Consider the following 24848-nt stretch of genomic DNA (forward strand, 5'->3'; position numbering starts at 1 on the left):
TGCATTATGAGGCTACCTTTTAGCAATGACTAGCTAAACCTAGCTAGTCATCACTAGCGTGGAGTGCTAAGAGGAAAACCTTAGATGAATGAATGATTGGCTGGCAGCTTTAGCCTTTGCACCGCAGTTGGATCAGGGTATTTTCCTCGGGGTGGTTTTGTCTTTAGGTTTATTCCTTTACTGCACGATGAGTCCTCGTTTTGTTGAGGTATCACGGCATGCCGATGTTTCAATGCGTGACGCCGAACGTCATCAGCTAAAAACGAGCAATACTGTTGCGATCTATCGTTTTGATGGTGATCTTTATTTCGCCAATACGGGCTATTTAGAAGGTAAATTGCTGAATGCTATTGCGCACAAGCCCAATTTAACCGTTATGGTCTTGGATGGTGAAAACCGCTTCTTCCGTGAATGCACTCAAGCAATTAAAGATGCGAAACGACAATGGGGCGATGCCATTGATATTGAGCCGTTACTGAACTATATGCCCGCAGAAGCCAGTGTGATTAAGCCAATACAAGCAGTCAGTGGTGCAGAGACAGAACCTAACACTAAACCTTTGATTGCTTGAAGTTAGGTGTTAGTTGTCCAAGTGCCAGACTTACCACCAGATTTGTGTACGAGGCGGATCTCAGTCATACACATACCACGGTCAACTGCTTTGCACATATCATAAATAGTAAGAAGCGTGACTTGTACGGCAGTGAGCGCTTCCATTTCCACACCGGTTTGTCCCTTAGTTTCCACAGTAACTCGGCAAAAAACAGCAGGCTCTTGCTCGGCAGCGGCTAGCTCTAATTGCACATCCACATGTGTTAGCGCTAAAGGGTGGCAGAGTGGGATTAAATCGGCGGTGCGTTTACTGGCCATGATGCCTGCGATACGTGCGATCCCTAGTACATCGCCTTTTTGGTGATTGCCTTGTTGGATAAGTGCTAGCGTGTCAGCTTGCATCGTGATTTTGCCACTAGCAATAGCTCGACGAATGGTAATAGCTTTTTCACCCACATTGACCATGTGAGCTTCACCTTGAGGATTAAAGTGGGTTAGTGACATAACATCTGCCAATGAAATTAGCCCCTTTGTATTAAGGGGCTAGGCTGTAGGGATTACAGAGGCTTGCTTTCAGCAGCTGGTGTATTACTAGCTGCTGGAGTGGCTGGTTTAGCTTTATTTAAGACTAAATCCATGCCTTTAAGGATATTTAAAGCCTCGAACAATTGGGAATCTTCAGCAGCTAGGGATTTATCCTTTGCTTCACCTTTTTTCACAATCGCTGCTGCTGAATCATTTTCAGTCGGTACTGCTGCAGGCGCTGTCGAGCTAGTATCAGGGGCTGATTCATCGGGCTTAACAGGATTGCTTGCTTCTTCAGGTTTTTTGTTTGGATTACTTAAGTGCTTATTGAAATCGGCCTCTGATAAAGGCGCAATATCCTCATCAGCAGCTTGATTGTCTGCACTTACTTTCAGGGGTTTCACTTCAATATCAGGTTTAATGCCCTCAGCTTGAATAGAACGCCCTGAGGGTGTGAAGTAACGGGCAGTTGTTAATTTTAAAGCAGTTTTTTCATCTAAAGGTAAAACAGTTTGCACTGAACCTTTACCAAAAGTTTTTTGGCCAACAATAATGGCACGTTTATGATCTTGTAGGGCACCTGAAACGATTTCAGAGGCTGAAGCAGAGCCTTGATTAACTAAAACTACAATGGGGGCACCGTCTAACTCATCGCCCGCATTAGCATTGTATTCCATCTTAGCATCTTCAACACGGCCTTCAGTATACACAATCTTGCCATCATTGAGGAACGCATCAGAGACACCAACAGCAGCGTTGAGTACACCACCAGGGTTATTCCGCAAGTCTAAAATAATCCCACGCAGGTTCTGCTTGTTATCAGCTTTGAGTTTATTTAAAGCTTCAATCAAAGCGTCAGTGGTTTTTGCTTGGAAGCTAGAGATACGCACATAGCCATAACCCGGCTCCAACATCCGACTTTTCACGCTCTGAACTTTAATCACATCGCGCGTCAAAGTGACTTTAAAAGGCTTGTCTTTGCCTTCGCGTACAATTAAAAGATCGATCTTAGTGCCAGGCTGACCGCGCATCATTTTGACTGCATCGTTGAGTGTCATGCCTTTTACAGGTGCTTCATCTAAACGAATAATCAAATCGCCAGTCATTAAGCCGGCTTTCTGCGCGGGGGTATCATCGATGGGAGAAATGACTTTAACGAAGCCATCTTCCATACCGACTTCAATGCCTAAGCCACCGAATTCACCACTAGTACCGACTTGCAGTTCTTTAAAAGACTCTTCATCAAGATAGTCAGAATGTGGGTCTAAACCTGTCAACATGCCACGAATAGCATTGTTGATCATTTCTTTACTATCAGGCGTTTCTACATAGTCTTGTTTAATCCGTGCATAGACTTCGGTGAATTTTTGTAATTGTTCAAGAGGTAGCTCGGTTTCATCCGGGGTTTGTTTAAACGCAAAGACATTAAGGCTTAGGCTCGCAGTAACGCCGACTATAGCGCCTGCGAGCACACCGACTGCAAGGCGATGATTGGGATGCATGCTAGTTCTTCTCCAGGCTTTTCGAAGCCGTCTTCTTTAAATATATATTGTGCATTAGCCCCGGAATCGAGGAATTTAACCCTTATCGAGAGGCACTGGTTTCAGGTAAGTGCAGGCTCATAGTCTAGCGTATTAGCGTAACCATTGCGCAGGATTTTGTAATGAACGGCCCTTCCTAACTTCGAAATAGAGGGCGTCTTGCTCTTGGCCACCAGAGCTACCCACTGCGGCTATCACCTCACCTGCCTTTACCAGATCGCCAACTTGTTTATAGTTAGCACGGTTATAGGCATACAATGTCATATAGTTGCGATCATGTTCAATAATTGTTAAAAAACCGTAACCATCCATTTGTCCAACATACGCAATTTTACCTGGTGCGACCGCTCGAACTTTAGCACCACCTTGGGCTGAGATTACCATGCCCTGCCAATTTTGCTTTTCATTCCGTTGACTACCATACGCATGTAAAACCTGACCTGACACAGGTGCTGGTAGACGACCTTTTAAATTAGAAAAAGGCTTATTTGAGGTGAACTCACTCGTCAATGCCTGAGTGGGTGGTTTTTCAACTTTTTGTACAACTTCAGTATTTTCTGATTCAGCCGGTTTGGTAGGCGTTGGTTCAACTTGCGGTTCTGGTTCAGCTTTCTCTTGGGTAGGCGGAGTTTCTACTTCTGAGCGTGCAGCTAACTCATCAAATTTATTTTGTAATTTAGCTTCTTGTACACGCAAGCGCTCGACTTGATCCTGTTTAATGCGAATTTCATTATTTAAACGCTGTAGAACGGTTTCGCGTGAGGCAATAGTACCTTGTAAGGATTTTTTTTGCCCATTTAGCGTATCTTCTAAACTGGTGAGTTGCAGACGATCCTTTTCCATTTGATTGGTTAGGTCTTGGACTTTCGCAATAGAGGTATTCAGTGCTGAGATTTTGGTACTGCGATGCGCATTCAAATACTCGAAATAGCGCAAAGTTCGGCTAATATCTGAAGGATTATCTTGGCGCAGCAATAAACGCAGGTAGGATTGATCACCAGCCGTATACATAGCCACCAGTTGCTGGGCTAGAGCAGCACGTTGTGTTTCGACTTCGCCATCCAATTTTTCTTTTTGTTTATTTGCTGTTTGTAAACGATTTAGTAGTGCTTCGATTTTTTGTTCATTGCTATACACCGTTTTATCAATATCACTGATCTTTTTTTCCATTTGGTTGACTTCGTCATTTAAATTCTCAGATTGTTGTTGTTGACGATCAATTTGGGTTTTTAAACGATCAATCTCTTGGGTGACCGCTGAGTTTTCAATAGTTTCTCCCCAAGCTATACTGCTCAAAAGTAGGCAAACTAACCCGGTTAACAGTGGTTTGCTCATGGTAGGGGTGAGAAGTAACAGCTGGGCTTGAGGTTTCATGGTGTGAGTATATTAGTCATCGTGACACTAAATTTGTGCAAATCGATCATAAGTAGCTCTTTTCTGCTTGTCCAGCCTTGAATCGACTAGTGCTTTTGAGTATATGATTGTATTTGTGTATGCTAATATACAAAACATTAGAGCAAGTTATTGCTTGCGATTCAGTTAAGTGTTCAGGTGCTAGCGCCGCAGATTAATGGGTCAGTATATGCAAATAGAACTAAGGGACAGCGCAAATTTGGAAGCCAGTTGTGATATTACTAGCCCGATGTTGGCACGTGATGAAGATATTGATCGTGCATCACGCTCGTTGAAGGCGATTTCTCATCCTCTACGCTTAAAAATTCTTTGTGTGCTTGGTAATCAAGAAGTCAATGTGCAAGACATTGTTGATAGTGTGGGTACTTCGCAAAGTAATATCTCTCAGCATTTAGCTATTTTGCGTGATAAAGGGATTCTAACTTCACGGAAAGATGCGAATCGTGTCTACTACAAAGTTGGTGATTATCGGACTTTGCGCTTGATTAGCATGATGCAAGAAGTGTTCTGCCCCTCACACTAAACACGTTGGGCAACAATAGCTAACTGCGCAAAGCACTTTACGCTCTGCGCACATCTGTATATCTTAAGCTCCACTTTCTGGAGGACTTCAATTGAACGAATATATGGCATTTGTCCAGAACCATTCTCTATTGGTGATGGGTTTTATTGGTGTGCTTGGCTTGATTATTTGGACGGAATTTAATCGTTTTACCCGTAAATATCAGCAAGCGGATGTTAACCAAGCAGTCAAATTGATGAATAATGATGAGTCGCTGGTGCTAGATGTGCGCGAAGATAATGAGGTGCGCGAAGGTAAGATCCAAGGCGCGAAACACATTCCGTTTGGGCAGTTAGATAAACGTATAGCTGAGATTGAAAAAAACAAAGATAAACCCATCTTAGTCTACTGTCGCTCAGGGCAGCGTTCAGCGCATGCTTGTGCAACTTTGACTAAACATGGCTTTGCCCAAGTTACTAACTTATCTGGTGGGTTTATGGCTTGGCAATCTGCGAATTTACCAGTCGTGAAAAAGTAAGTGTTATGCCAACTATCAAACTCTATGGCACGCGGTTTTGTCCTTATTGTGTAAGGGCGCGCTTGTTATTGAAACAAAAACAAGTTGAGTTTGAAGACCTACCAGTAGGCGGGGCAGGTATTTCTTGGGCTGAATTAGAAGCAATGACTAAGCGTGATACAGTTCCACAAATTTATATTGGGGATCTGCATGTAGGGGGCTATGACGATTTAGCAGCTTTAAATCGCTCTGGCGAGTTAGACAAATTATTAGGGTTGGTGTGATATGCATATTGTTTGCCCTCATTGCCATAAGACAAATCGAGTTCCAGAGGACAAGCTAGCCGGTGATCCCCATTGTGGGGCTTGCGGTAAGGCTTTATTTACAGGACATCCAACAGAATTTAAGTTTGCGGGTTTACAACGGCATATTCAGAAAAGTGAGCTACCTATTCTTGTGGACTTTTGGGCACCTTGGTGTGGGCCTTGTCGAATGATGGCACCCGCCTTTGCTGAGGCTGCGGCTCGTTTGGAACCTAAAATTCGTTTGGCTAAAGTGAATACTGAGGATGACCAGCAAGCTGGTATGATCTATGGCATTCGCAGTATTCCAACCATGATATTATTCAATGGTGGTCAAGAAGTAGCCCGCGTTTCTGGTGCTATGAATGCGCAACAAATTCAAAACTGGGTTCAGCAAAATCTGGCCTAAGCTTTAGTAAGATCAACAAAAACTAATTTACCGTATTTTCAAGGAGTCAAAGTCCGTCATGGCTGAGCAAGAGAACCAACAAGAACCCCAGTTCATCATCCAACGCATTTATGTGAAAGATGTTTCATTTGAGGCACCTAATTCTCCTCAAGTTTTCACTGAAGAGTGGAATCCGGATACGAATCTGGATTTAAATACTAATGTGAATGTATTAGCCAATAGCAACTATGAAGTAGAACTATCCCTGACCATTACTGTAAGCAGCAATAGCAAAACCGCTTTCTTAGTTGAAGTGAAACAAGCTGGTGTATTCTTTATTAGTGGTTATGGTCAAGACCAACTCAATCATCTTTTAGCTGCTTATTGCCCGAATACCTTATTCCCCTATGCGCGTGAAGTGATTGCAGGGATGGTATCGAAAGGTAGCTTCCCAGAAATGCATCTGTCACCCATCAATTTTGATGCTCTCTACGCTAAGCGTTTACAAGAGCAGGCTGCTACACAAATGTCCACTCCAGCCGCTGTTCCTGAAACTGTAGCAGTCTAGTGAACTCGGTGCAGTCGATTGCTGTTTATGGCGCAGGCTCTTGGGGTACTGCGCTCGCTTTACAATTAGCGCGCAATGGTAGCGAAGTTTGGCTCTGGGATATTGATGCGGATCATATCCGCCAAATTGAGCAAGAGCGGGTGAATACCCGTTATTTGCCACAGATTCCTTTTCCTGCCAATCTTCATGCGCATCCTGATTTAGCGCAGATGGCACAGCATGCTCATTGGCATCTAGTGGTAGTACCCAGTCATGGTTTTCGCAGCTTACTAACACAGCTGAAAGATTTGATTCCCAGCAGTGACAGCATTTGCTGGGCAACCAAAGGCTTAGAGCTGAATACGGGTAAGCTCTTGCATGAAGTTATGAATGAAACGCTGCCAGACTTCAAAAATTACGCAGTCGTTTCAGGGCCAACCTTTGCTTTAGAAGTTGCCAAAGGTTTGCCTACTGCAATGACCGCAGCTGCCACGCAGCCTGAATTAGCTCAGCAAGTTGCAAGTGCTTTTCATGGGAAAAACTATCGGGTTTATACCAGTGACGATATTGTCGGCGTTGAACTGGGTGGTGCAGTAAAAAATGTTTTAGCTATCGCTGCGGGTATTTCTGATGGCTTAGGTTTTGGGGCGAATGCACGTGCTGCCTTAATCACACGCGGTTTAGCAGAAATGATGCGCTTAAGCCAACACTTACAGGCTAAACCAGAAACTTTAATGGGTTTGGCAGGTTTAGGTGATTTAGTCTTAACCTGTACCGATGATCAATCGCGTAATCGTCGCTTAGGTTTAGCCTTAGGGCAAGGTAAGGATTTACAGACTGCCTTGACGGAGATAGGTCAAGCGGTAGAGGGCGCTAAGTCAGCGCATTCGATTGGTAAGCTGGCCGAGCGTGCTGGTATAGAAATGCCTATTTGTCAGCAGGTTACCCGTATTCTGTATGAGGGCTTGCCACCCCGCCAAGCTGTGCAAGAACTGATTGGGCGCGATTTAAAAGCTGAATTCTGAGGTGAGTATGTCAAAGGCTCCGTATGTTCTTGGGGTAGTGATGGACCCCATTGCTAGCATCAATACTAAAAAAGATAGTAGTTTCGCCATGATGCTAGAAGCGCAACGTCGGGGCTGGACCTTATTTTATATGCTGCAAGAAAGTTTATTTGCCGATAATGGGATAGCTTTTGCGCGTATGCAGCCCGTGCAAGTTCAAGATGATCCACAGAATTGGTTTAGTTTAGGTGAGCCAGTCACGCGTGAATTGCACAGCCTTGATTGTGTATTGATGCGTAAAGATCCTCCGTTCAACATGGAGTATATCTATACCACTTATTTATTGGAGCTAGCACAGCGCCAAGGGTTATTAGTGGTCAATCGCCCCGAAAGCATTCGTGCTGCGAATGAAAAGCTGTTTACCGCATGGTTTCCTGAGTTTTGCCCAGCAACGCGTGTGACCCGCGATATGCAACGGATTCGTGAGTTTTTGGCAGAGCAAGGTCATATTGTCGTCAAGCCTTTGGATGGTATGGGTGGCTCAATGATCTTTCAGGTGCACCAAGATGATCCGAATCGTAGTGTGATTTTAGAAACGATTACCGATTATGGCCGCCGCACAGTGATGGCTCAGCGCTTTCTACCTGAGTTTAAGCAAGGGGATAAGCGGATTTTGGTGATTGATGGAGTTCCGTTCCCCTACGGTTTAGCGCGAATTCCAGCAGCGGGTGAGAGTCGTGGCAATTTAGCGGCGGGCGCTACCGGGGTTGGTTCGCCTCTAACCGAGCGAGAACAGGTTATTTGTGCAGCTATTGGACCAGTTTTGAAGGAAATGGGCTTATTATTTGTGGGGCTAGATGTGATCGGTGACTATGTGACTGAGATTAATGTCACTAGCCCGACCTGTATTCGTGAGCTAGATAAAATCTACGACGCTAATATCGCCGCTTTGTTATTTGCGGCGATAGAGCAGCGTTTAGCAGCTTAAGTTTTAGTGCTGGTTAATCATTGCCAGCAATTCATCTTTTAGGTGTAAGCGCTTTTTCTTTAAGCTTTCTACTGTCTCATCTGATGGAGTCTCAATTTCTTGCTGAATGCGATGAAGTTGATGTTCTAGCTCATCATATTCCCCAAACAAACGCGCAAAGTGGTGATTTTCCAATTTTAGCTGGTGAATACGTTCTTTATGTTCTGGGAATTCGTGCAGTAAGTCGTGTGACTCTCCAAACATTTTATATCTCCTATGTGTAAATCTTTTATACATTCTTAACGATAACATATCGCATCAAGCCTGACCTGAGAAAAGTCAAGCTTGGTCTAGCCTAGTATCGAACCTATAGCCTGTTTAGAATGCGGTATTTTACACATTAATGCGGGTAGCGTATGAAAGCACGGGTTAAATGGTTAGACCATATGAGTTTCGTTGGGGAGTCAGGTAGTGGGCATTCAGTAGTGATGGATGGAGCACCAGAGTCTGGTGGGCGAAATTTAGGCATAAGACCCATGGAGATGCTGCTTTTAGGTTTAGGTGGCTGTTCTTCCTTCGATGTAGTCATGATTTTACAGAAGTCCCGCCAAGCAATTAGTGATTGTGAAGTACTGCTAGAAGCTGAACGTGCCAATGAAGATCCGAAGGTTTTTACCCGCATTCATATGCACTTCATTGTAAAGGGGCATAATCTATCCGCTGATAAAGTCGCGCGTGCAGTAAACTTATCCGCAGAAAAGTATTGCTCGGCTTCCATGATGTTAGGTAAGACTGCTGAGATTACTCATGATTTTGAGATGATCGAAGCCTAACCATTGTGGAAAAACTGTGCAGACTGCCTAAATTAACTTGCGCTGTGCTGTTGAGTTCTGCATAGTTTGCCTCTTTAGAGGTTGGGGGCGTTAGATAGTTATATCTTATGGGGGTATTAGCTAATAAAGTTGTTATATTTAGCTGAGATTTTGATCGATTTAGCAAGGCTCTAAAAAATCTGTCTATACTCAAATTACTATACGTTTTATTGGAAATAACTAATGCTTAACAAGGATGACTATCAAACTGGGCTAAGTGAAGGTGAAGTATCAATAAAGAATTTTAGTAAGTATTAATATTTTAATAATTAACTAATTTCACTCAAAACTGATATTTTTTTGACTTTCTATAGAAACAAATTTGATATTTTGTTAGTTTCATTTTTCGGGGAAGTCAGTGAGTTTGAGTATGTATCGGGATTGATACATAGTCCTGAGTGAAATGGATTTCGATGATCATTGTATCCGAGGGAATTCATGAATAAGAGTAGTAGTCTTAGGGGAGTGTCGGTTTGTTCTTTGGGTTTATCAGCAGCAATCTTAGGTGGTTGTGCAGCGACACCCGAAGCAATGAAGCCCACAGTCCAACCGGCCGTTGCTAATAGTAACAATACCACTTACGTCGTTAAAAAAGCTTCAATTCGTAACTACAGTTCAACCAACTATAAATACAACGCTCAACGCGAAGTCAATCGGCAAGCTCGCCGTCAAATTCAAGCCTATCAAAGTACTGATACTGTTAGTCGCAAAACCGCAGCAGCTGGTTTAACACGTGAGCAATATCAAGCTCGTTTTGAGGCAGAAAAAGCCGCACGCGCTGCTGAAGCTTTGCGTATCCAACAAGCTAAAGCTGTTGCTGAAGAGCGTCAAAGGATTGCTAAAGAGAATGCAATTCGCGAAGAGTATGCACAAAAGTGGGAAGCGAATAAGGCGGCTATTAAATCTCGCCAAGCAAAAGCCAAAGCTAAACGTGCTCGTCAACAAGCTGAACTGGAAGTGAAGCAAGAGCGCGCGCAAGTGATGGTGAAAAAAGTCGAGAATGTGATTCGTACCGCTGCAAGTGAAATCGGCACGCCTTATGTCTGGGGCGGTAAAACACCAGGTAAAGGTTTCGATTGTAGTGGTTTAGTACAACATTCTTTAGCACAAGGTGCTAATGTGCGGATTCCACGTACTGCTGCTGAGCAATATGCATCCTCCGTTAAAGTATCTAGTGGCAGTGCTAGCCGTGGTGACTTAGTATTCTTTAGAACTCGTGGTAACGGTGTTAGCCATGTTGGCATTTATTTGGGTAATGGAAAGTTCTTACATGCACCCCGTAAAGGTAAAACAGTGACCGTTAGTACTATTACTGGGTACTGGCAAGATCGCTTAATCGGCTTTGGCCGTATTCCGGGTGCTTGCAAATTACCACTTCCGATGGTTTAGTTTAACCTGATTTCTTAATCTTGAAAGGCCGCGATTGCGGCCTTTTGCTTATCAGGTGCTAGTTCGTTGGGGTCGTGTTAGTGGGTTGAGTGGTAGAGTTACCGCTATCTTGAGGTGGCTGATTCGCTGTGTTTAGTTCAGTGGTTGAGCTAGTGTTAGTTGTCGTTGTCTCTGTTACCGCTGGTTCACTGACTTCACTTGCTGCAGGTTGCATAATTTCTGTAGAGTTTTGTATTGCAATGGGTGGACGATTCACCATCAATGCGAAGAAGCCAATAGCTGCTAAGGTGTAAAGTGTAGCCGGTAAATTCATTGCTAATTCCTTTAAGCGTTACAATTTTGCTGTTATTGAGTATAAGGTATCAGTTAGTGCTTTTCAGAATACTCACGAAAATTTAACTTAAGTTGGTTGATTCGGTTTACTCGATGAATATGTTCAAAATATACGATTGGACATAAACCGCACAGTTGATTAGATTATACTGAGGTACATAATTCATATACTGATTTGTTAACCCAGAGAAAGAGGAGTCAAAAATGGAGCTAAAAGGAAGTAAAACTGAGCAAAGCTTAAAAGACGCATTTGCTGGTGAGTCTCAAGCCAATCGCCGCTATTTATATTTCGCAGCAAAAGCTGATGTTGAAGGCTATAACGATGTTGCGACTGTCTTCCGCTCCACTGCAGAAGGGGAAACGGGGCATGCTCATGGGCATTTAGAGTATTTGGAAGTGTCTGGTGATCCAGCAACTGGCTTACCGATTGGTGGGACTGCAGATAATCTGCGTTCGGCAGTCGCCGGTGAGACTCATGAGTATTCTGATATGTATCCTGGTATGGCAAAAACCGCTCGTGAAGAAGGCTTCGATGAGATTGCCGACTGGTTTGAAACTTTAGCTAAAGCTGAGCGCTCACATGCTAATCGTTTCCAAAAAGCTTTAGATAACTTAGACGCTTAAACGCGTTTAGATCTCAGTCCCTCTGCGTCTTGGAGGGAGGTTTAGCAACTCTATAAACTCCTCCCCTGTGTAGGGGAGGCTGAGAGTTTGTGTCTATTTACGGAGCAACCGCAATGGCAAGCCCTAAGCGTGAAGGCAGTCTTGAAGCTGCGACTCGTCACCCACTTGATTGGAAAAATCCCGACTTTTATAACGAAGCTTCAGTGCTCAAGGAGATGGAGCGCGTCTTCGATTTATGTCATGGTTGTCGGCGTTGTGTGAGCTTATGTAACTCGTTTCCTACTCTATTTGATCTCGTTGATAATTCTGAATCGATGGAAGTTGATGGGGTTAAGAAAGAGGATTACTGGCAGGTCGTTGATCACTGCTATTTGTGTGATCTCTGTTATATGACCAAATGTCCGTATACTCCACCGCATGAATGGAATATTGATTTCCCGCATCTAATGTTGCGTGCTAAGGCGGTACACTTTAAGAAAGACGGTGCAAGCATGCGTGATAAACTGCTAACTTCTACTGATTTAGTAGGCAGTTTGGCAGGGATTCCAGTGGTGTCCACGGTTGTCAATAGCCTGAATCAAAACGCTACTTTCCGTAAAGGCTTGGCTAAGGTGGGTATTCACCCTAATGCTATTGTCCCTGCTTATCATAGTAAAACAGCTCGCAAATTAATTAATGAAGAGAAAACGCTAGAGCCTACTGCTGCTGAACCCACCTCCCGCACAACTGGCAAAGTCGCCATTTTCACCACTTGTTATGGCAACCGTAATGCACCAGACACTGTAGAAGATTTAATGAAGGTGTTTGAGCACAATGGAATTCCAGTTGCCTTGATGGCTAAAGAGCAGTGTTGTGGTATGCCTAAATTAGAACTAGGCGATTTAGATGCAGTCGCTGCTGCTAAAGAGGCTAATATCCCACAGATGCTGGCAATGATTAATGATGGTTGGGATATTGTCGCACCAATACCTTCCTGTGTATTGATGTTCAAACAAGAACTGCCTTTAATGTTTCCTGATGATGAAGATGTGAAAACAGTGAAACAACGCATCTTCGATCCATTTGAATATCTAATGTTACGGCATCGTGAAGCTAAGCTCAAAACTGATTTTAAGCAGTCTTTAGGTAAGGTGGCTTATCACACGGCTTGTCATTTGCGAGTCCAAAATATTGGTTATAAAACCCGCGAAATGTTGGAGTTAGTTCCCGATACTAAAGTAGAGTTATTAGAGCGTTGCTCTGGGCACGATGGCACTTATGCGGTCAAAGCGGAATTCCATGAAATTTCTATGAAAATTTGTCGACCGATTGTGAGTAAGGTTAAACAATCCAAACCAGACTATTATGGCAGCGACTGCCCGATGGCGGGTGATCAGATTGAAAACGGTTTAGATGAAGGTGCTAATGCGCCAACCCATCCGTTAACGATGTTAAGGATCGCTTACGGACTCTAGTCCAAAGGAGGACAGGATGACCAAACTCACACGCGCAGACTTAATGAGTCTAGAGCAATATGCAGAGCAGCGTTCTGCATTTCGAGAAAAAGTGATTGCACATAAAGCTGCACGCAAAATTGCTATTGGCTCCAATGCGACTTTATATTTTGAAGATCGTCTAACCATTCAATATCAAATTCAAGAGATGCTAAGGGTTGAGCGTATCTTTGAAGCAGCGGGTATTGAAGAGGAGTTAGCAGCTTACAATCCCCTGATTCCAGATGGTTCTAACTGGAAAGCTACCTTTATGCTGGAGTTCCCTAATCCTGAAGAGCGTAAGTTATGGTTAGCTAAATTGCTTGGGATTGAGCGTCAAACTTGGGTGCAAGTGGCAGGCTTTGAGCCAGTATTTGCGATTGCCAATGAAGATTTAAGTCGCGAAACAGCAGAAAAAACGGCTGCTGTGCATTTTATGCGTTTTGAGCTGAGTACCGGCATGGTGGCTGCAGTCAAAGCAGGTGCTAGTGTGTCAATGGGGATTAATCATCCTAATTACACGCATAGCATTCAAATCAGTCAGGTTTCGCAAACATCCTTAGCCGCTGATTTAAGTTAAGCGCTAGTAGTGCTTTGTGGAGTGGTGCGTACGGCCCAGACTTTTTAAAAGCTGCATAAACCTTATAAGCTGCTCAACAAACGTTGCTAGCAGCTTTCGGGTGGTTTAATTGAAAACTTAGTACTAATGACTACGATTAGTCGAGAACCAAGCAAGAGTCTCTAAAGCCTCCTGGTGAGGGCTATTGGGAAGATGCTTCAAGTTATCAATCGCTAGTTGTGCTTCGCGTTTGGCTAGTTCTGCGGTATAGCTTAAAGCATCAGTATCACGGATGGCTTGAATGATTTGCTCTAAGTTGTCTAAGCCACCATGCTCAATCGAGTCGCGCAGCATTTGTGCGGTAGTACCCGTACTTTGGCGCAAGGCAACAATTAAGGGCAGAGTAGGTTTGCCTTCAGCTAAATCATCACCAACATTCTTACCCATTTCTTCGCTGCTAGCGGTATAGTCAAGCATATCGTCAACTAACTGAAAGGCCGTACCCAAATGCATGCCGTAGCGAGCCATTGCTTGTTCTTCTTCAGGCGACTTACCAGCTAACACAGCCCCTAATTGACAAGCGGCCTCAAAAAGACGCGCGGTTTTGGAGTGGATCACTTCCATATAGCGCTCTTCCGTAGTATCGGGATCATGACAGTTGAGAAGTTGAAGCACTTCGCCCTCAGCGATGACATTGGTCGTGCTAGCAAGGATTTCCATTACCCGCATGCTGCCGACATCGACCATCATCTCGAAAGAACGTGAATAGAGAAAATCACCCACTAACACCGCAGCTTGATTGCCCCAGACATTGTTAGCCGTTTCTTTGCCTCGCCGTAAATCAGAGTCATCTACCACATCGTCATGCAGCAAAGTGGCGGTATGGATAAATTCAATAATCGCAGCCACATCAATGTGCCTATCGCCTTGATAACCACAGGCGCGCGCGCAAATGAGCGCTAACAAGGGGCGCAAACGTTTACCGCCACTATTAATAATATAATGGCTAAGTTGATTGACCAAAGCGACATCAGAGTACAAACGCTGTTGAATAAGCGTGTTGACAGCCCGCATATCGTCGGCGGTCAGCTGGAGTATTGTGGTAAAATCCATTATCAAGCAGCTAGCTGAAAGCACTGCATGCTAGAAACAGCTAAGGATTGTGTCAAGCAATAGTCGCTATCTATCTTGCTTTACCTAGATGAAATGGAATTCGTTTGACCTAGCGTAGTGAAAACAGTAGAATTTCGCGGCTCTTTAACAGGACATTTTTCTGGAGAATCTTAATCATGTACGCGATCATCGTAACTGGCGGTAAGCAATACCGCGTCGCTCAAGGCGACACACTACTAGTTGAAAAACTAGAAGTGGAAGAAGGCGCAAGCATTGATTTTGAGAATGTCCTGATGGTCGGGGAAGGTGAATCAGTGCAAATTGGTACACCTTACCTTGCAGGAAGTAAGGTGACTGCAACGGTAAAGGCCCAGACTCGCGGCGAGAAAGTGCGGATTATGAAGTTCCGCCGCCGTAAGCACCATCAGAAATGTACTGGTCACCGCCAGTATCTGACAGAAATCGAAATCACTGGTATTTCAGCGTAAGGGGTAATTATCAATGGCACATAAAAAAGCAGGCGGTAGTACCCGCAACGGACGCGACTCAGAATCCAAACGTTTGGGTGTGAAGCGTTTTGGCGGTCAATTTGTATTGGCTGGTAATATTCTCGTGCGTCAGCGCGGAACTCACTTCCACCCAGGCGACAATGTTGGCTGTGGCAAAGACCATACTTTATTTGCGAAAGCAGATGGCGTGGTGACTTTCCAAGTCAAAGGTGAGAAAGGCCGTAAGTTTGTTAGTATTCAGCCCTTATCTGCTGAAAACGCCTAAGGCAACCTTCGGACACGAATCCTAGAAGCCCCGCCTGTCGGGGCTTTTTCGTATATGCTTCACAGACGTGAGTCGAGGCAAGGTTATGCAGTTTGTTGATGAAGTCGTCATCCAAGTAAAAGCGGGTGATGGCGGGAATGGCGTAGTCAGTTTTCGCCGTGAGAAAAATATTGAATTTGGTGGCCCCGATGGCGGTGATGGCGGTGATGGTGGCGACGTTTATTTAGTCGCTGATCGTAATCTCAATACCCTAATTGATTTCCGGCATTTACGTCACTATGAAGCTGAGCGCGGTAAAAATGGTGGTGCGCGCAATATGACCGGCAACCGTGGCGAAGACAAACTCGTGCCTGTACCAGTTGGTACGATGGCGTTTGATGAAGAGACTGGTGAATTAATTGGTGATTTGACCGAGCCTGAACAACGCTTAATGGTAGCTAAGGGTGGTTTTCACGGTTTAGGCAATTTGCGCTATAAAAGCTCAGTCAATCGTGCACCACGCCAATGTAAGCCGGGTACTGAAGGTGAGTTGCGGACTTTGCGTCTTGAGTTGAAATTATTAGCGGATGTAGGCTTATTAGGTTTACCGAATGCAGGCAAGTCGACTTTAATTAGTGCGGTATCCTCTGCGCGTCCTAAAGTCGCGGATTATCCATTTACGACCTTGTTCCCGAATTTGGGTGTGGTGCGGGTGGGTGATTTGCAAAGTTTTGTGATGGCCGATATTCCGGGTTTGATCGAAGGTGCTGCGGAAGGGGCTGGGTTAGGGATTCAATTCCTCAAGCATTTATCCCGCACTAGCTTACTTTTGCATGTGGTGGATATTGCGCCTTTAGATGAAGCAGTTGATCCAGTTGAGTCAGTACACACGATTGAGCATGAGCTAGAAAAATACAGTGATGATCTAGCAGATCGTCCGCGCTGGCTGGTGTTAAATAAAATTGACCTTGTTCCGGAAGAAGAGCAGCAACAACGCTGTCAAGCGATTGTGGATGCTTTAGATTGGCAAGGCGAAGTATTCTTTATTTCTGCGGCGATCGCGAATGGTACGCAGGATTTGTGTTATCGAATTATGCAGTACTTAGAAGAAAATGCAGGATAGGGCTGAATTTATACGTACCACGCGCCGCTGGATTGTGAAAATCGGTAGCGCTTTATTAACTCGTGATGGTGAAGGCTTAGATCGTGCTGCTTTGGCGGATTGGGCTGGGCAAATGGCGCGCCTGCGTAAGCAAGGGATCGAGATTGTTTTAGTCTCATCCGGTGCAGTGGCCGAAGGGATGAGCCGTATGGGTTGGAAACAAAAGCCGAAAGCCTTATTTGAAAAGCAGGCTGCCGCCGCGATTGGGCAAATGAGCCTGATTCATGCTTATGAGGTTAATTTTCAAGAGCATGGCTATTTAGCTGCACAAGTCTTATTGACGCATGATGATCTGGCTAATCGCCGTCGTTATCTGAATGCGCGTAATACCCTACGCACTTTGGTAGAGCTAGGTACGATTCCGGTCATTAATGAAAACGATACGGTCGCGGCTGAAGAAATACGTCTGGGGGATAATGATACCTTGGGCGCTTTAGTCGCCAATTTGGTGGAAGCTGAGTTGTTAGTCATTTTGACGGATCAAAAAGGTCTGTATGACAAAGATCCTCGCAAATTTGCTGATGCCCAACTGATTAGTTCAGGTCGTGCCAATGACGAAAATTTCTTAGAGTACGCGGGGGGGGCAGGTACAGCAATTGGTAGCGGTGGGATGCGAACTAAAGTCTTAGCTGCGCGGCGCGCGGCGACTTCAGGATGTGCCACAGTGATTGCCTCTGGGCGCGAAGCTAAGGTTCTTGAGCGTTTATATGCTGGAGAAAACTTAGGTTCGTTATTACTACCCGACCAAGCGCCTTTAGCGGCACGTAAGCAATGGATTGCGAGTCAATTACAATCACGTGGACAATTATGGCTAGATGCTGGTGCTGCCCAAGCCATTCAAAGAACCGGTGGTAGTTTGCTGCCAGTGGGTGTGGTTAAAGTTGAAGGTGAGTTTGAGCAAGGCGAAGTGGTGAGCTGTTTTAGTCCAGAAGGCAAGCTCTTGGCTAAAGGATTGGTCAATTATAGCAGTGAGGAAGCGGAGCGTATCAAACGCAAACCCTCACGTGAAATTGAAAGCATCCTTGGATATATTGATGCGCCGGAGCTGATCCATCGGGATAATCTGGTTTTATTGTGATTTCGTGATAAGCTCCTTTGTGATAACCCCTTTTAAATATATGGTAGTGAGTGCATGAGCGGCCAAGCGGCTTACGATATTCAAGTTTCAGTAGAGGCTAAATACCTAGAGGCAGAGTCTGATCCAGAACATGATCGCTATGTATTTGCTTACACGATTACAATTGTTAATCAAGGCAGCATTGCAGCCCGTTTATTAACGCGGCATTGGATTATTACTGACTCGAACGCTATGACTCAGGAAGTGAAAGGAGATGGTGTAGTAGGTGAGCAACCCTATTTGCCGCCAGGTGAGGGCTTCCGTTATACCAGCGGAGCCGTATTAGATACGCCTGTGGGTTCTATGCAAGGTAGTTATCATTTACGTGCGGATGACGGTCACGAGTTTGATGCACTGATTAAGCCTTTTAGCTTATCTAATCCCCGTTTACTCCACTAATTTTTTCTCGCTATCAAATAACCCGACATAAAAAAGCTCGTGTAAGTATTTACACGAGCTTTCCTGTTGTAGTTTCACTTTCCTTGTGAAGACCACGAACTTATTCCATTAACACACAGGGGGCGACCTTGCCCAATCCACAGCGAAGTCTAAGCATTCTGAGTGCTTGACTACAGCTTAAATCAAGATGGACGGTTGAAAGCGGGTTACAGGCTGGTCACAAACTAAGAAACTCAGCTGCCATCTGTCTGTTAGGCAGTGACAAAATAGAAAAAACTTATAAAAATACAAGACACAAACAATAATACTAAATGGCTCAAACCCCTGCGCCCTTGTTACTTGTCAACCACAATAACTAAGTTTGGACAACCAGAAGTATAATAAAATGAGTGCAATCCAATTTAAGCGTGACATAGTGTGGAAGTGTGTTGCTCCACTGGTGCTAGCCACAAGCTTCAGCCAAACCGTATCAGCGGATATTTACATGTACACCGACAAAGATGGTACCCGTTGGTTAACCAATGGTTCTGTTGCCGGTAAAAATGCCAAGCTTATTGCGCGGACTCCTAAATCTAAATCTAAGAAATATGCTTCTTCTAACAATGCTTTAGACGGTATTGAACCTCTGCGCGTGAGTGGACGTACTGGCAGTTGTACCCGTCTGAATCATAATCAGGTTGAACAGCGTACAGCTCCTCATATTAATACCATTCGTAAATATGCTGAATACTATGGTGTTGAGGAAAATTTGATCCGAGCAGTGATACGCCAAGAGTCCTGTTTTAATGAAAGTGCTCGTTCGCAGGTGGGGGCTACGGGTTTAATGCAATTGATGCCTGGGACAGCTGATTTACTAGGGGTCGCTGATATTAATGATCCTCGCCAAAATATTAAGGGAGGAGCTAAATACTTAGCACAAATGCTGAAGCGTTTTAATGGGGATAAGCAGTTAGCGTTAGCCGCTTATAATGCTGGACCCGGTGCTGTAGAAAAGCATGGTGGGGTACCTCCTTATCGTGAAACCCGTGATTATGTAGTAAAAGTTTTATCTGAGTACAAACGTTTAGAGAAGCATCAAGAACAAAATGAATTTGTACAAACCAATTATTATGCAGAGCAACCACAAATAACGCGCAGCTCTGCCCAGCAACGTCCACGTAATAGTTATTCACGTAGCGGTTATCAATTAACTAGCTTCTCTCGTAGCCAAGGCGAAGACTTTAGTGTCTTTACTGGGCGTAATCCTGATCAATATTAAGCACCTGCTTGTTTCTTCTGGCCTTACTGATAAAGGGTAAGGCCTCTTTTTTTGCACAAGTCTGGCGTGGTTTTCGCGTACCATGCTATCCTTTTCTGCTAATTTCATTATTCACTACGGGAGTAGATTGCAATGTCAATGGCAGATCGTGATGGCGTAATTTGGCTTGACGGTGAGATGGTGCCGTGGCGCGAAGCTAAAACCCACGTCCTGACTCATACGTTGCATTATGGCATGGGTGTATTTGAGGGCGTGCGTGCTTATAAAGCTGAGCAGGGTACTTCCATTTTCCGTTTAAAAGAGCATACCGACCGTTTATTTAATTCCGCGAAAATTATGCGCATGAGTATGCCTTATACCAGAGAGGAGCTTAATGAAGCGCAACGGCAGGTGGTGCGTGAAAATAAGCTAGAAACTGCTTATTTACGTCCTATGTGCTTCTATGGTTCTGAAGGTATGGGCTTACGTGCAGATAATCTAAAAACGCATGTGATGATCGCTGCGTGGACTTGGGGTGCGTACTTGGGCAATGAGGCGATGGAGAAGGGGATTCGGATTAAAACTTCTTCCTATACTCGCCATCACGTCAATATTGCCATGTGTAAAGCTAAAGCGAATGGTAATTACATCAACTCGATGCTGGCGCTACGTGAGGCTTTAGATGACGGTTATGACGAAGCTTTATTACTGGATGTTGAAGGCTTTGTCGCGGAAGGTAGCGGTGAAAACTTCTTCGTGATTAAAGACGGTGTGATCTATACACCCGATTTAACCGCTGCTTTAGACGGAATTACCCGCCGTACTTTATTGGCAATGGCGAAAGATTTAGGTATCGAAGTACGTGAGAAACGTATTACTCGTGATGAAGTTTATATCGCGGATGAAGCGTTCTTTACCGGAACTGCTGCAGAAGTAACCCCAATTCGTGAGTTAGATCGTCGCCCGATTGGTGAGGGCGTACGTGGCCCAATTACGACAAAATTGCAGAAACTATTCTTTGATATTGTACATGGACGCAATCCGGCTTATTTAGATTGGTTAACACCGGTGGCTAAATGAAAGCGCCTGACTTAAAAGATTACAAAAGTCTCAATGCTACGCGTGAAGTGGTAGTCAAGGCGCAGGATTTACCTTTGCATTGTCCAACTAATGAAAATGCCTTGTGGTGCGCACACCCCAAAGTATTCTTACCGATTGATACTTCCCCCGACAAGACTTATCGCTGCCCTTATTGTGGGACTTTGTATCGCTTAATGAACTAAGTTGTGTAGGTTCAAGCAGTAATTATTACTGCTTGAACTGAATAGGCTATTGCAGCAAATCATAGTGGTTAACTTATAATAAATTTCCCTCAAGACTAACAAAGGATGGCAACTCGTTTTGCCTATTCAAGTATCAGTAGCTTCTAAAACTATCATTTTGGAGCAAGTACTAGCTTTTTAGCAGAAAAGAACCCAAGCGGAGCTTCTAAGCGTCTACTTGCTCTAGTCTTTTTGGGATGACTATCCATTTAGGTGGATTATTTTGCTCATACAAGCTAGCAATGATATATAGACCAAAATTTTTTCAAAAAGGGCAGGCTATGAAACAGTTATTCGTATTAGGGCTAGCAAGTTTATTAGTTGCCTGTGGTGGCAAAGAAGAGCCTAAAGTCACTGACAGTACAAGCAACACACCACCAGCTGCTACGGCACCAATGGATAAAGCCGCCTTAAGTGAGCAGGCTAAAAATGCCATCAAAACTTATGGTGGTAGTTTAAAAGCAGAGTTGCAAACTGCGATGCAGTCGGGTGGTCCTATTAATGCAATCAGTGCTTGCCAATTGAAGGCTCCAGAAATTGCTAAAACTGTTTCTGATGGTGAGAAATTGCAAGTTTCACGAGTGAGCTTACGTAATCGTAATCCAGTGACGGGAGTGCCAAATGAATGGCAAACTCAAGTACTCAATGATTTCGAAGCACGAAAAGTAAAAGGTGAAGCGCTTGAATCCTTGGTATATTCTGAGCTGGTAGAAAATGCTGGGAAGCAGGAGTTTCGCTTTATGAAGGCTATTCCGACAGAAGCAATGTGCCTGACTTGCCACGGGAGTGAAGTTAGCCCTGCTGTAATGACGCGCCTAAAAGAGCTCTATCCGCAAGATAAAGCGACAGGTTTTAAAGAGGGTGATTTACGCGGAGCCTTTGTAGTGGTAAAAAACTTACCTTAACCCCCAAAGGATAGGCACACTAGGTTTGAAAAGCATGTTATCCAATGCCTTGGAGCTTTATATCACGGCAGCCCATGAATGCCCTTACCTCGAAGAGCGTAAGGCAACTAATCTGCTCGTTGATCCGGCTTATGCTATGGATAATCGTACCTATAGCCATCTACTGAATAAAGGTTTTCGCCGCAGTGGCAGCGATGTCTATCGCCCTTGCTGTTATCGTTGTCAGTCCTGCGTTTCTACACGGATTCCAGTTGAACGCTTCCAACCTTCGCGCAGCCAAAAGCGTACTTGGAAACTGAATCAAGATTTGAGCGTGAGGGTTAATCAAGATGGTTATAAGGACGAATATACCGAACTGTATTTAAAGTATGTGCGTTCGCGGCATGCGGGCGGCGGGATGGACGATGATACACCAAGTACCTTTGCAAATTTTATCCTAACGCATTGGTGTCAAACGGTGTTGTTGGAGTTTTGGAAAGATGAAAGGCTAATGGCAGTCGCAGCTACTGATTGGCTCAAACAAGGTTTGTCTTCGGTGTATACTTTCTTTGATCCAGAAGAAGGCAGTGAGCGGGGTCTGGGTACTTTTGCTTTACTCTGGCAGATTCATTGGGCGGCTGAACTAAAACTGCCTTATGTTTATCCAGGCTACTGGATTAAAGAATCGCCGAAGATGAATTACAAAGTTCGTTTCCAACCCATTGAAGGGTTTGTGAATAGTCAATGGGTACAGCTCGATAAGCCGGAATAGAGAAAGAGTATGGATTTAAGCGATGAGCAACTCTTGCGCTATAGCCGCCAAATTCTCCTACCGCAATTTGATATTCAAGGCCAAGAGCGCTTACTAAAAGCTTGTGTGCTCATTTTTGGTTTGGGTGGCTTAGGTTCTCCAGTTTCCCTGTATTTAGCCGCTAGTGGTATTGGCAAGCTCATCCTAGTGGATCCTGATACTGTCGATTTAAGTAATCTCCAACGGCAAATTGTGCATAGCGAAGCGACAGTAGATTTACCTAAAGTTATTTCTGCTCAACAGCGTTTACAAGCTATCAATTCTGAGATTCAAATTGAAATTCATCAGCAGGCGTTCACTGGAGATGAACTGCTGGCTGTAGTGCAACAAGCTGATTTAGTACTCGATTGCACCGATAATCTAGCGACTCGTTTAGCAATTAATGCAGCCTGTGTAAAAGCTAATAAACCTTTGGTTTCGGCAGCAGCGATTCGTTTTGAGGGGCAGATTGGGGTGTTTCAGGCCACTGAAACTTCACCTTGTTATCAATGCTTCTATGGCAAGCTTGCAGACTTGCCACAAACTTGCAGTACTAATGGGGTGTTAGGCCCCGTCTTAGGTGTGCTGGGTAGTATGCAAGCGATTGAAGCGATTAAGCTGCTTACCCAAATAGGCGAATCTTTAACAGGGCGGATGCTGTTATTCGATGCGCTCAGTATGGAGTGGACGGTGATTCGTGTACCCAAACGTGCAGATTGTCCAGTTTGTGCTAAAGATTAGCACTGCTTCTTAGGTGAAGCTCGCAGTTAATTTATACAACTAGCCACCACCACGACGATAATAGAGATCAAACTGTGTCAAAAACTGCTTGAACTCAGTCTCGTCTAGATCAATAAAACTGATAGTCATGGGCAAATAGGGAAGGGCTAGTAAGGCAATACGGCGTATTCTTTCAGTTTGTAATTCTATTGTGACTGAGCCTTGTGCGACCTGAATAGTGATCAGCTTATCTGTGATCTGATAGGTATAATTGCGTAAAGCAGAAGGCAGAATTTGCATGAATTCTGCCCGCGTAAAACCCATTTCTCGATATAAAGCTGGCAGTCTAACCTCCTGCAACCGGTGGCCAAATAGCGACAGCATCTTGCGGTTTTAAAGCAAAAGGCTGATCACGATCCCTATCACAGACAAACACGCCATTGACTAGTACCAAATGCGCCATTGGACGAGGTATGTGAAAGTGGTCGATTAGCTCGTTTAAGCTAATCGACTCAGGAACTTCGATCATAGCTTTATTCTGCTTAGAGCCAGCTGGTAACAGGTCGCCAAGATGTGCGTAAAGCTTCAAAGTAATCTGCATAATTTAAGCAACACGCTGCTGCAAATAAGCCTCCATAAAGCGGCTGGGGTTATCCATTAAATGAGCTTTCCATTTACCTAAGCGGGTACGATTTTGAATCAAGCCGCGCAAAGCCCCAATATGTTGGGTCATGCCTAGGGTATTCGCGCCTACTAGACGATCCCCTTTGAATTGCAGGTTGATGTAACGATAGTGCTCAGGATCATTTAAGGTTGCTGATTCACCATTTTCAACCCCTTGCCACAAACCAAAGGAGGCCGAGATTAGCCCCATCGTGTCCAACACGTTCATATTAATGCTACCTTGGTGCAGGTAATTACCGCCGGACATATTCGTTGCGGCAATAAAACCATGCTCTACCGCAGTGGGTTGAATTGCTTGTACACTATAATCGCCGGTAGAAAAGTCTCTACCTTCAGCTACATCACCAGCTGCAAAGATGTCAGGATGGCTGGTTTGCAAGCGACGATTGACTAGAATCCCATGCCCCGTTTGTAACCACCCTTTAGCCAGTTCGATATTCGGCTTCACTCCTGTTGCACAAATGAGTAAGTCCACTTGCATAGCTGGTTGACCGTCTAATTCAACAGCAAGTTTTTCACCTGCAATACTGACGGATTTCACTTTAGTAGAGGTAAGCACCCGCACACCTTGCTGCTCACACCAGCGCTTCAATAAGCCACCCGATTGCTCGTCCATCATGCGGGGAACCATACGGTTTTCCATTTCCACTACCGTGAGTTTGACGCCACGCTTAGCTAAAGCCTCCAGAATAATACAGCCAATAAAACCTGCACCCATGAGAATCACCTCATCACCGGCATTGGCTTTAGCAATAATTCGCCGAGCATCCGCGAGTGTCCAGCAATTCGTTACCCCCGTTAGATCCATGCCCGGAAGCGGTGGGCGTACTGCCCGCGAGCCGGTGGCAATTAGCAATCTATCAAAGCTAAGTTGTGAGCCATCATCCAAAGTCAGTTGATGAGTATTGGCTTGAATATTAGTCACATGGCGTTGAATGTGCTGAATCCGCTCACGCTCAAAATGAGCAGGTGCTTTACGCAGATGCGTTCCTTCTTCGGCAATATCCCCAATCAAATGATAAGGGATGGCCATGCGTGAATACGGCAACTCTGGCTCGTCACCAATTAAGGTAATAGCTGATGTAGGCTCGCGTTGCCGCAAGGTTTCAGCGGCCACAACACCGGCAGGGCCGGTGCCAATGATCACATAATTCATAGGC

Annotated in this window: 33 protein-coding genes; 24 read left to right on the forward strand and 9 right to left on the reverse strand. The window is 44.6% G+C overall.

Annotated elements, in window-relative coordinates; translation table 11 throughout:
• Positions 1-88 precede the first annotated feature (88 nt).
• Entirely contained in the window at positions 89-571 is a 483-nt protein-coding gene (locus tag Q0230_RS16500; protein ID WP_298611653.1) for a hypothetical protein, read from the forward strand.
• 2 nt (positions 572-573) lie between these two features.
• Here Q0230_RS16500 and moaC read toward each other — a convergent pair whose 3' ends face one another.
• The 3 genes from moaC to Q0230_RS16515 all read right to left on the reverse strand — a co-directional run bounded on the left by moaC (position 574) and on the right by Q0230_RS16515 (position 3914).
• Complete coding sequence (gene moaC, locus Q0230_RS16505) at positions 574-1056, reverse strand: cyclic pyranopterin monophosphate synthase MoaC (protein WP_298611656.1); 483 nt, start codon at positions 1054-1056, stop codon at positions 574-576.
• 53 nt (positions 1057-1109) lie between these two features.
• Positions 1110-2579, reverse strand: coding sequence for a S41 family peptidase (locus tag Q0230_RS16510; protein ID WP_298611659.1), 1470 nt, complete (start codon positions 2577-2579; stop codon positions 1110-1112).
• A gap of 132 nt (positions 2580-2711) precedes the next feature.
• Positions 2712-3914 carry a peptidoglycan DD-metalloendopeptidase family protein gene (locus Q0230_RS16515; protein ID WP_298611662.1) on the reverse strand — a complete coding sequence of 401 codons (1203 nt, stop codon included), beginning with the start codon at positions 3912-3914 and terminating at the stop codon, positions 2712-2714.
• 286 nt (positions 3915-4200) lie between these two features.
• On the opposite strand from Q0230_RS16515, the gene Q0230_RS16520 reads away from it, so the two are divergent.
• The 7 genes from Q0230_RS16520 to gshB all read left to right on the forward strand — a co-directional run bounded on the left by Q0230_RS16520 (position 4201) and on the right by gshB (position 8279).
• A complete protein-coding gene (locus Q0230_RS16520; RefSeq protein WP_298611665.1) occupies positions 4201-4554 on the forward strand; it encodes a helix-turn-helix transcriptional regulator in 354 nt (117 codons plus the stop codon).
• A gap of 91 nt (positions 4555-4645) precedes the next feature.
• Positions 4646-5071, forward strand: coding sequence for a rhodanese-like domain-containing protein (locus Q0230_RS16525; RefSeq protein ID WP_298611668.1), 426 nt, complete (start codon positions 4646-4648; stop codon positions 5069-5071).
• Between the two features lie 5 nt (positions 5072-5076).
• On the forward strand, positions 5077-5334 hold the full coding sequence (grxC, locus tag Q0230_RS16530; protein ID WP_298611671.1) for a glutaredoxin 3: 258 nt from the start codon (positions 5077-5079) through the stop codon (positions 5332-5334).
• Position 5335: 1 nt separating this feature from the next.
• Positions 5336-5761 (forward strand): thioredoxin TrxC, encoded by a 426-nt coding sequence (trxC, locus tag Q0230_RS16535; RefSeq protein WP_298611674.1) that lies wholly within the window; start codon positions 5336-5338, stop codon positions 5759-5761.
• A gap of 58 nt (positions 5762-5819) precedes the next feature.
• The gene (gene secB / locus Q0230_RS16540; RefSeq protein ID WP_298611677.1) at positions 5820-6308 is read left to right on the forward strand and encodes a protein-export chaperone SecB; all 489 of its coding nucleotides are present in this window, start codon (positions 5820-5822) and stop codon (positions 6306-6308) included.
• On the forward strand, positions 6308-7312 hold the full coding sequence (locus Q0230_RS16545) for an NAD(P)H-dependent glycerol-3-phosphate dehydrogenase (RefSeq protein ID WP_298611680.1): 1005 nt from the start codon (positions 6308-6310) through the stop codon (positions 7310-7312). The genes secB and Q0230_RS16545 overlap by 1 nt, the downstream gene beginning before the upstream one ends.
• A gap of 7 nt (positions 7313-7319) precedes the next feature.
• The gene (gene gshB / locus Q0230_RS16550; protein ID WP_298611683.1) at positions 7320-8279 is read left to right on the forward strand and encodes a glutathione synthase; all 960 of its coding nucleotides are present in this window, start codon (positions 7320-7322) and stop codon (positions 8277-8279) included.
• A 3-nt stretch (positions 8280-8282) separates the two neighbouring features.
• Here gshB and Q0230_RS16555 read toward each other — a convergent pair whose 3' ends face one another.
• Positions 8283-8522: a YdcH family protein gene (locus tag Q0230_RS16555; protein ID WP_298611686.1), complete on the reverse strand. Its 240-nt coding sequence runs from the start codon at positions 8520-8522 to the stop codon at positions 8283-8285.
• A gap of 152 nt (positions 8523-8674) precedes the next feature.
• Here Q0230_RS16555 and Q0230_RS16560 point away from each other — a divergent pair, with 152 nt between their 5' ends.
• Together Q0230_RS16560 and Q0230_RS16565 are read left to right on the forward strand one after the other, a co-directional pair.
• Complete coding sequence (locus tag Q0230_RS16560) at positions 8675-9091, forward strand: OsmC family protein (protein ID WP_298611689.1); 417 nt, start codon at positions 8675-8677, stop codon at positions 9089-9091.
• A gap of 477 nt (positions 9092-9568) precedes the next feature.
• Positions 9569-10519, forward strand: coding sequence for an NlpC/P60 family protein (locus tag Q0230_RS16565; protein WP_298611692.1), 951 nt, complete (start codon positions 9569-9571; stop codon positions 10517-10519).
• A gap of 58 nt (positions 10520-10577) precedes the next feature.
• On the opposite strand, the gene Q0230_RS16570 is transcribed toward Q0230_RS16565, so the two are convergent.
• Positions 10578-10832 (reverse strand): hypothetical protein, encoded by a 255-nt coding sequence (locus Q0230_RS16570; protein ID WP_298611695.1) that lies wholly within the window; start codon positions 10830-10832, stop codon positions 10578-10580.
• A 224-nt stretch (positions 10833-11056) separates the two neighbouring features.
• Between Q0230_RS16570 and Q0230_RS16575 the strand changes: the two genes are divergently transcribed.
• The 3 genes from Q0230_RS16575 to Q0230_RS16585 all read left to right on the forward strand — a co-directional run bounded on the left by Q0230_RS16575 (position 11057) and on the right by Q0230_RS16585 (position 13528).
• The gene (locus tag Q0230_RS16575; RefSeq protein WP_298611698.1) at positions 11057-11476 is read left to right on the forward strand and encodes a rubrerythrin family protein; all 420 of its coding nucleotides are present in this window, start codon (positions 11057-11059) and stop codon (positions 11474-11476) included.
• Positions 11477-11565: 89 nt separating this feature from the next.
• The gene (locus Q0230_RS16580) at positions 11566-12930 is read left to right on the forward strand and encodes a heterodisulfide reductase-related iron-sulfur binding cluster (protein ID WP_298611700.1); all 1365 of its coding nucleotides are present in this window, start codon (positions 11566-11568) and stop codon (positions 12928-12930) included.
• A gap of 16 nt (positions 12931-12946) precedes the next feature.
• Positions 12947-13528 (forward strand): DUF3501 family protein, encoded by a 582-nt coding sequence (locus tag Q0230_RS16585; protein WP_298611704.1) that lies wholly within the window; start codon positions 12947-12949, stop codon positions 13526-13528.
• A gap of 123 nt (positions 13529-13651) precedes the next feature.
• Here the strand turns inward: Q0230_RS16585 and ispB are convergent, their stop codons facing one another.
• Positions 13652-14620 carry an octaprenyl diphosphate synthase gene (gene ispB / locus Q0230_RS16590; protein ID WP_298611708.1) on the reverse strand — a complete coding sequence of 323 codons (969 nt, stop codon included), beginning with the start codon at positions 14618-14620 and terminating at the stop codon, positions 13652-13654.
• Between the two features lie 176 nt (positions 14621-14796).
• On the opposite strand from ispB, the gene rplU reads away from it, so the two are divergent.
• The 11 genes from rplU to Q0230_RS16645 all read left to right on the forward strand — a co-directional run bounded on the left by rplU (position 14797) and on the right by Q0230_RS16645 (position 23025).
• Complete coding sequence (gene rplU / locus Q0230_RS16595; protein ID WP_298611711.1) at positions 14797-15108, forward strand: 50S ribosomal protein L21; 312 nt, start codon at positions 14797-14799, stop codon at positions 15106-15108.
• Positions 15109-15121: 13 nt separating this feature from the next.
• Entirely contained in the window at positions 15122-15394 is a 273-nt protein-coding gene (gene rpmA, locus Q0230_RS16600) for a 50S ribosomal protein L27 (protein ID WP_298611714.1), read from the forward strand.
• An 85-nt stretch (positions 15395-15479) separates the two neighbouring features.
• Complete coding sequence (gene cgtA / locus Q0230_RS16605; protein WP_298611717.1) at positions 15480-16496, forward strand: Obg family GTPase CgtA; 1017 nt, start codon at positions 15480-15482, stop codon at positions 16494-16496.
• Positions 16486-17613: a glutamate 5-kinase gene (gene proB, locus Q0230_RS16610; RefSeq protein WP_298611720.1), complete on the forward strand. Its 1128-nt coding sequence runs from the start codon at positions 16486-16488 to the stop codon at positions 17611-17613. Before cgtA ends, proB begins: the two co-directional genes overlap by 11 nt.
• Before the next feature lie 54 nt (positions 17614-17667).
• Positions 17668-18051, forward strand: coding sequence for a Co2+/Mg2+ efflux protein ApaG (gene apaG, locus Q0230_RS16615; protein WP_298611723.1), 384 nt, complete (start codon positions 17668-17670; stop codon positions 18049-18051).
• A gap of 385 nt (positions 18052-18436) precedes the next feature.
• Positions 18437-19309, forward strand: a complete 873-nt coding sequence (locus tag Q0230_RS16620; RefSeq protein ID WP_298611726.1) for a lytic transglycosylase domain-containing protein — start codon at positions 18437-18439, stop codon at positions 19307-19309.
• 132 nt (positions 19310-19441) lie between these two features.
• Complete coding sequence (locus Q0230_RS16625; RefSeq protein ID WP_298611729.1) at positions 19442-20368, forward strand: branched-chain amino acid transaminase; 927 nt, start codon at positions 19442-19444, stop codon at positions 20366-20368.
• Positions 20365-20571 (forward strand): zinc-finger domain-containing protein, encoded by a 207-nt coding sequence (locus tag Q0230_RS16630; protein ID WP_298611732.1) that lies wholly within the window; start codon positions 20365-20367, stop codon positions 20569-20571. Before Q0230_RS16625 ends, Q0230_RS16630 begins: the two co-directional genes overlap by 4 nt.
• 320 nt (positions 20572-20891) lie before the next feature.
• Positions 20892-21515 (forward strand): DUF3365 domain-containing protein, encoded by a 624-nt coding sequence (locus Q0230_RS16635; protein ID WP_298611735.1) that lies wholly within the window; start codon positions 20892-20894, stop codon positions 21513-21515.
• A gap of 34 nt (positions 21516-21549) precedes the next feature.
• Entirely contained in the window at positions 21550-22266 is a 717-nt protein-coding gene (locus tag Q0230_RS16640) for an arginyltransferase (RefSeq protein ID WP_298611737.1), read from the forward strand.
• A gap of 9 nt (positions 22267-22275) precedes the next feature.
• Entirely contained in the window at positions 22276-23025 is a 750-nt protein-coding gene (locus Q0230_RS16645) for a molybdopterin-synthase adenylyltransferase MoeB (protein WP_298611741.1), read from the forward strand.
• Between the two features lie 39 nt (positions 23026-23064).
• Here the strand turns inward: Q0230_RS16645 and Q0230_RS16650 are convergent, their stop codons facing one another.
• The 3 genes from Q0230_RS16650 to Q0230_RS16660 are packed head-to-tail and all read right to left on the reverse strand — an operon-like array spanning position 23065 to position 24844.
• Positions 23065-23304, reverse strand: coding sequence for a hypothetical protein (locus tag Q0230_RS16650; protein WP_298611744.1), 240 nt, complete (start codon positions 23302-23304; stop codon positions 23065-23067).
• A 46-nt stretch (positions 23305-23350) separates the two neighbouring features.
• Entirely contained in the window at positions 23351-23605 is a 255-nt protein-coding gene (locus Q0230_RS16655; protein ID WP_298611746.1) for a MoaD/ThiS family protein, read from the reverse strand.
• Positions 23606-23608: 3 nt separating this feature from the next.
• Positions 23609-24844: an FAD/NAD(P)-binding oxidoreductase gene (locus Q0230_RS16660; RefSeq protein WP_298611749.1), complete on the reverse strand. Its 1236-nt coding sequence runs from the start codon at positions 24842-24844 to the stop codon at positions 23609-23611.
• Between the last annotated feature and the right edge of the window lie 4 nt (positions 24845-24848).

The sequence above is a fragment of the uncultured Thiothrix sp. genome, assembly GCF_937876535.1.
GTDB lineage: Bacteria > Pseudomonadota > Gammaproteobacteria > Thiotrichales > Thiotrichaceae > Thiolinea.

What these genes read in the sequence shown, in the direction of transcription:
- Q0230_RS16520 (WP_298611665.1), top strand. Translation starts at nt 4,201, where the DNA reads ATGCAAATAGAACTAAGGGACAGCGCAAATTTGGAAGCCAGTTGTGAT.
- Q0230_RS16650 (WP_298611744.1), bottom strand. Translation starts at nt 23,304, where the DNA reads ATGCAAATTCTGCCTTCTGCTTTACGCAATTATACCTATCAGATCACA.
- proB (WP_298611720.1), top strand. Translation starts at nt 16,486, where the DNA reads ATGCAGGATAGGGCTGAATTTATACGTACCACGCGCCGCTGGATTGTG.
- trxC (WP_298611674.1), top strand. Translation starts at nt 5,336, where the DNA reads ATGCATATTGTTTGCCCTCATTGCCATAAGACAAATCGAGTTCCAGAG.
- Q0230_RS16640 (WP_298611737.1), top strand. Translation starts at nt 21,550, where the DNA reads ATGTTATCCAATGCCTTGGAGCTTTATATCACGGCAGCCCATGAATGC.
- Q0230_RS16625 (WP_298611729.1), top strand. Translation starts at nt 19,442, where the DNA reads ATGTCAATGGCAGATCGTGATGGCGTAATTTGGCTTGACGGTGAGATG.
- apaG (WP_298611723.1), top strand. Translation starts at nt 17,668, where the DNA reads ATGAGCGGCCAAGCGGCTTACGATATTCAAGTTTCAGTAGAGGCTAAA.
- gshB (WP_298611683.1), top strand. Translation starts at nt 7,320, where the DNA reads ATGTCAAAGGCTCCGTATGTTCTTGGGGTAGTGATGGACCCCATTGCT.
- grxC (WP_298611671.1), top strand. Translation starts at nt 5,077, where the DNA reads ATGCCAACTATCAAACTCTATGGCACGCGGTTTTGTCCTTATTGTGTA.
- Q0230_RS16635 (WP_298611735.1), top strand. Translation starts at nt 20,892, where the DNA reads ATGAAACAGTTATTCGTATTAGGGCTAGCAAGTTTATTAGTTGCCTGT.
- Q0230_RS16660 (WP_298611749.1), bottom strand. Translation starts at nt 24,844, where the DNA reads ATGAATTATGTGATCATTGGCACCGGCCCTGCCGGTGTTGTGGCCGCT.
- rpmA (WP_298611714.1), top strand. Translation starts at nt 15,122, where the DNA reads ATGGCACATAAAAAAGCAGGCGGTAGTACCCGCAACGGACGCGACTCA.
- Q0230_RS16565 (WP_298611692.1), top strand. Translation starts at nt 9,569, where the DNA reads ATGAATAAGAGTAGTAGTCTTAGGGGAGTGTCGGTTTGTTCTTTGGGT.
- ispB (WP_298611708.1), bottom strand. Translation starts at nt 14,620, where the DNA reads ATGGATTTTACCACAATACTCCAGCTGACCGCCGACGATATGCGGGCT.
- Q0230_RS16645 (WP_298611741.1), top strand. Translation starts at nt 22,276, where the DNA reads ATGGATTTAAGCGATGAGCAACTCTTGCGCTATAGCCGCCAAATTCTC.
- Q0230_RS16570 (WP_298611695.1), bottom strand. Translation starts at nt 10,832, where the DNA reads ATGAATTTACCGGCTACACTTTACACCTTAGCAGCTATTGGCTTCTTC.
- Q0230_RS16510 (WP_298611659.1), bottom strand. Translation starts at nt 2,579, where the DNA reads ATGCATCCCAATCATCGCCTTGCAGTCGGTGTGCTCGCAGGCGCTATA.
- secB (WP_298611677.1), top strand. Translation starts at nt 5,820, where the DNA reads ATGGCTGAGCAAGAGAACCAACAAGAACCCCAGTTCATCATCCAACGC.
- Q0230_RS16500 (WP_298611653.1), top strand. Translation starts at nt 89, where the DNA reads ATGAATGATTGGCTGGCAGCTTTAGCCTTTGCACCGCAGTTGGATCAG.
- Q0230_RS16655 (WP_298611746.1), bottom strand. Translation starts at nt 23,605, where the DNA reads ATGCAGATTACTTTGAAGCTTTACGCACATCTTGGCGACCTGTTACCA.
- Q0230_RS16585 (WP_298611704.1), top strand. Translation starts at nt 12,947, where the DNA reads ATGACCAAACTCACACGCGCAGACTTAATGAGTCTAGAGCAATATGCA.
- cgtA (WP_298611717.1), top strand. Translation starts at nt 15,480, where the DNA reads ATGCAGTTTGTTGATGAAGTCGTCATCCAAGTAAAAGCGGGTGATGGC.
- Q0230_RS16630 (WP_298611732.1), top strand. Translation starts at nt 20,365, where the DNA reads ATGAAAGCGCCTGACTTAAAAGATTACAAAAGTCTCAATGCTACGCGT.
- moaC (WP_298611656.1), bottom strand. Translation starts at nt 1,056, where the DNA reads ATGTCACTAACCCACTTTAATCCTCAAGGTGAAGCTCACATGGTCAAT.
- Q0230_RS16560 (WP_298611689.1), top strand. Translation starts at nt 8,675, where the DNA reads ATGAAAGCACGGGTTAAATGGTTAGACCATATGAGTTTCGTTGGGGAG.
- Q0230_RS16620 (WP_298611726.1), top strand. Translation starts at nt 18,437, where the DNA reads ATGAGTGCAATCCAATTTAAGCGTGACATAGTGTGGAAGTGTGTTGCT.
- rplU (WP_298611711.1), top strand. Translation starts at nt 14,797, where the DNA reads ATGTACGCGATCATCGTAACTGGCGGTAAGCAATACCGCGTCGCTCAA.
- Q0230_RS16575 (WP_298611698.1), top strand. Translation starts at nt 11,057, where the DNA reads ATGGAGCTAAAAGGAAGTAAAACTGAGCAAAGCTTAAAAGACGCATTT.
- Q0230_RS16555 (WP_298611686.1), bottom strand. Translation starts at nt 8,522, where the DNA reads ATGTTTGGAGAGTCACACGACTTACTGCACGAATTCCCAGAACATAAA.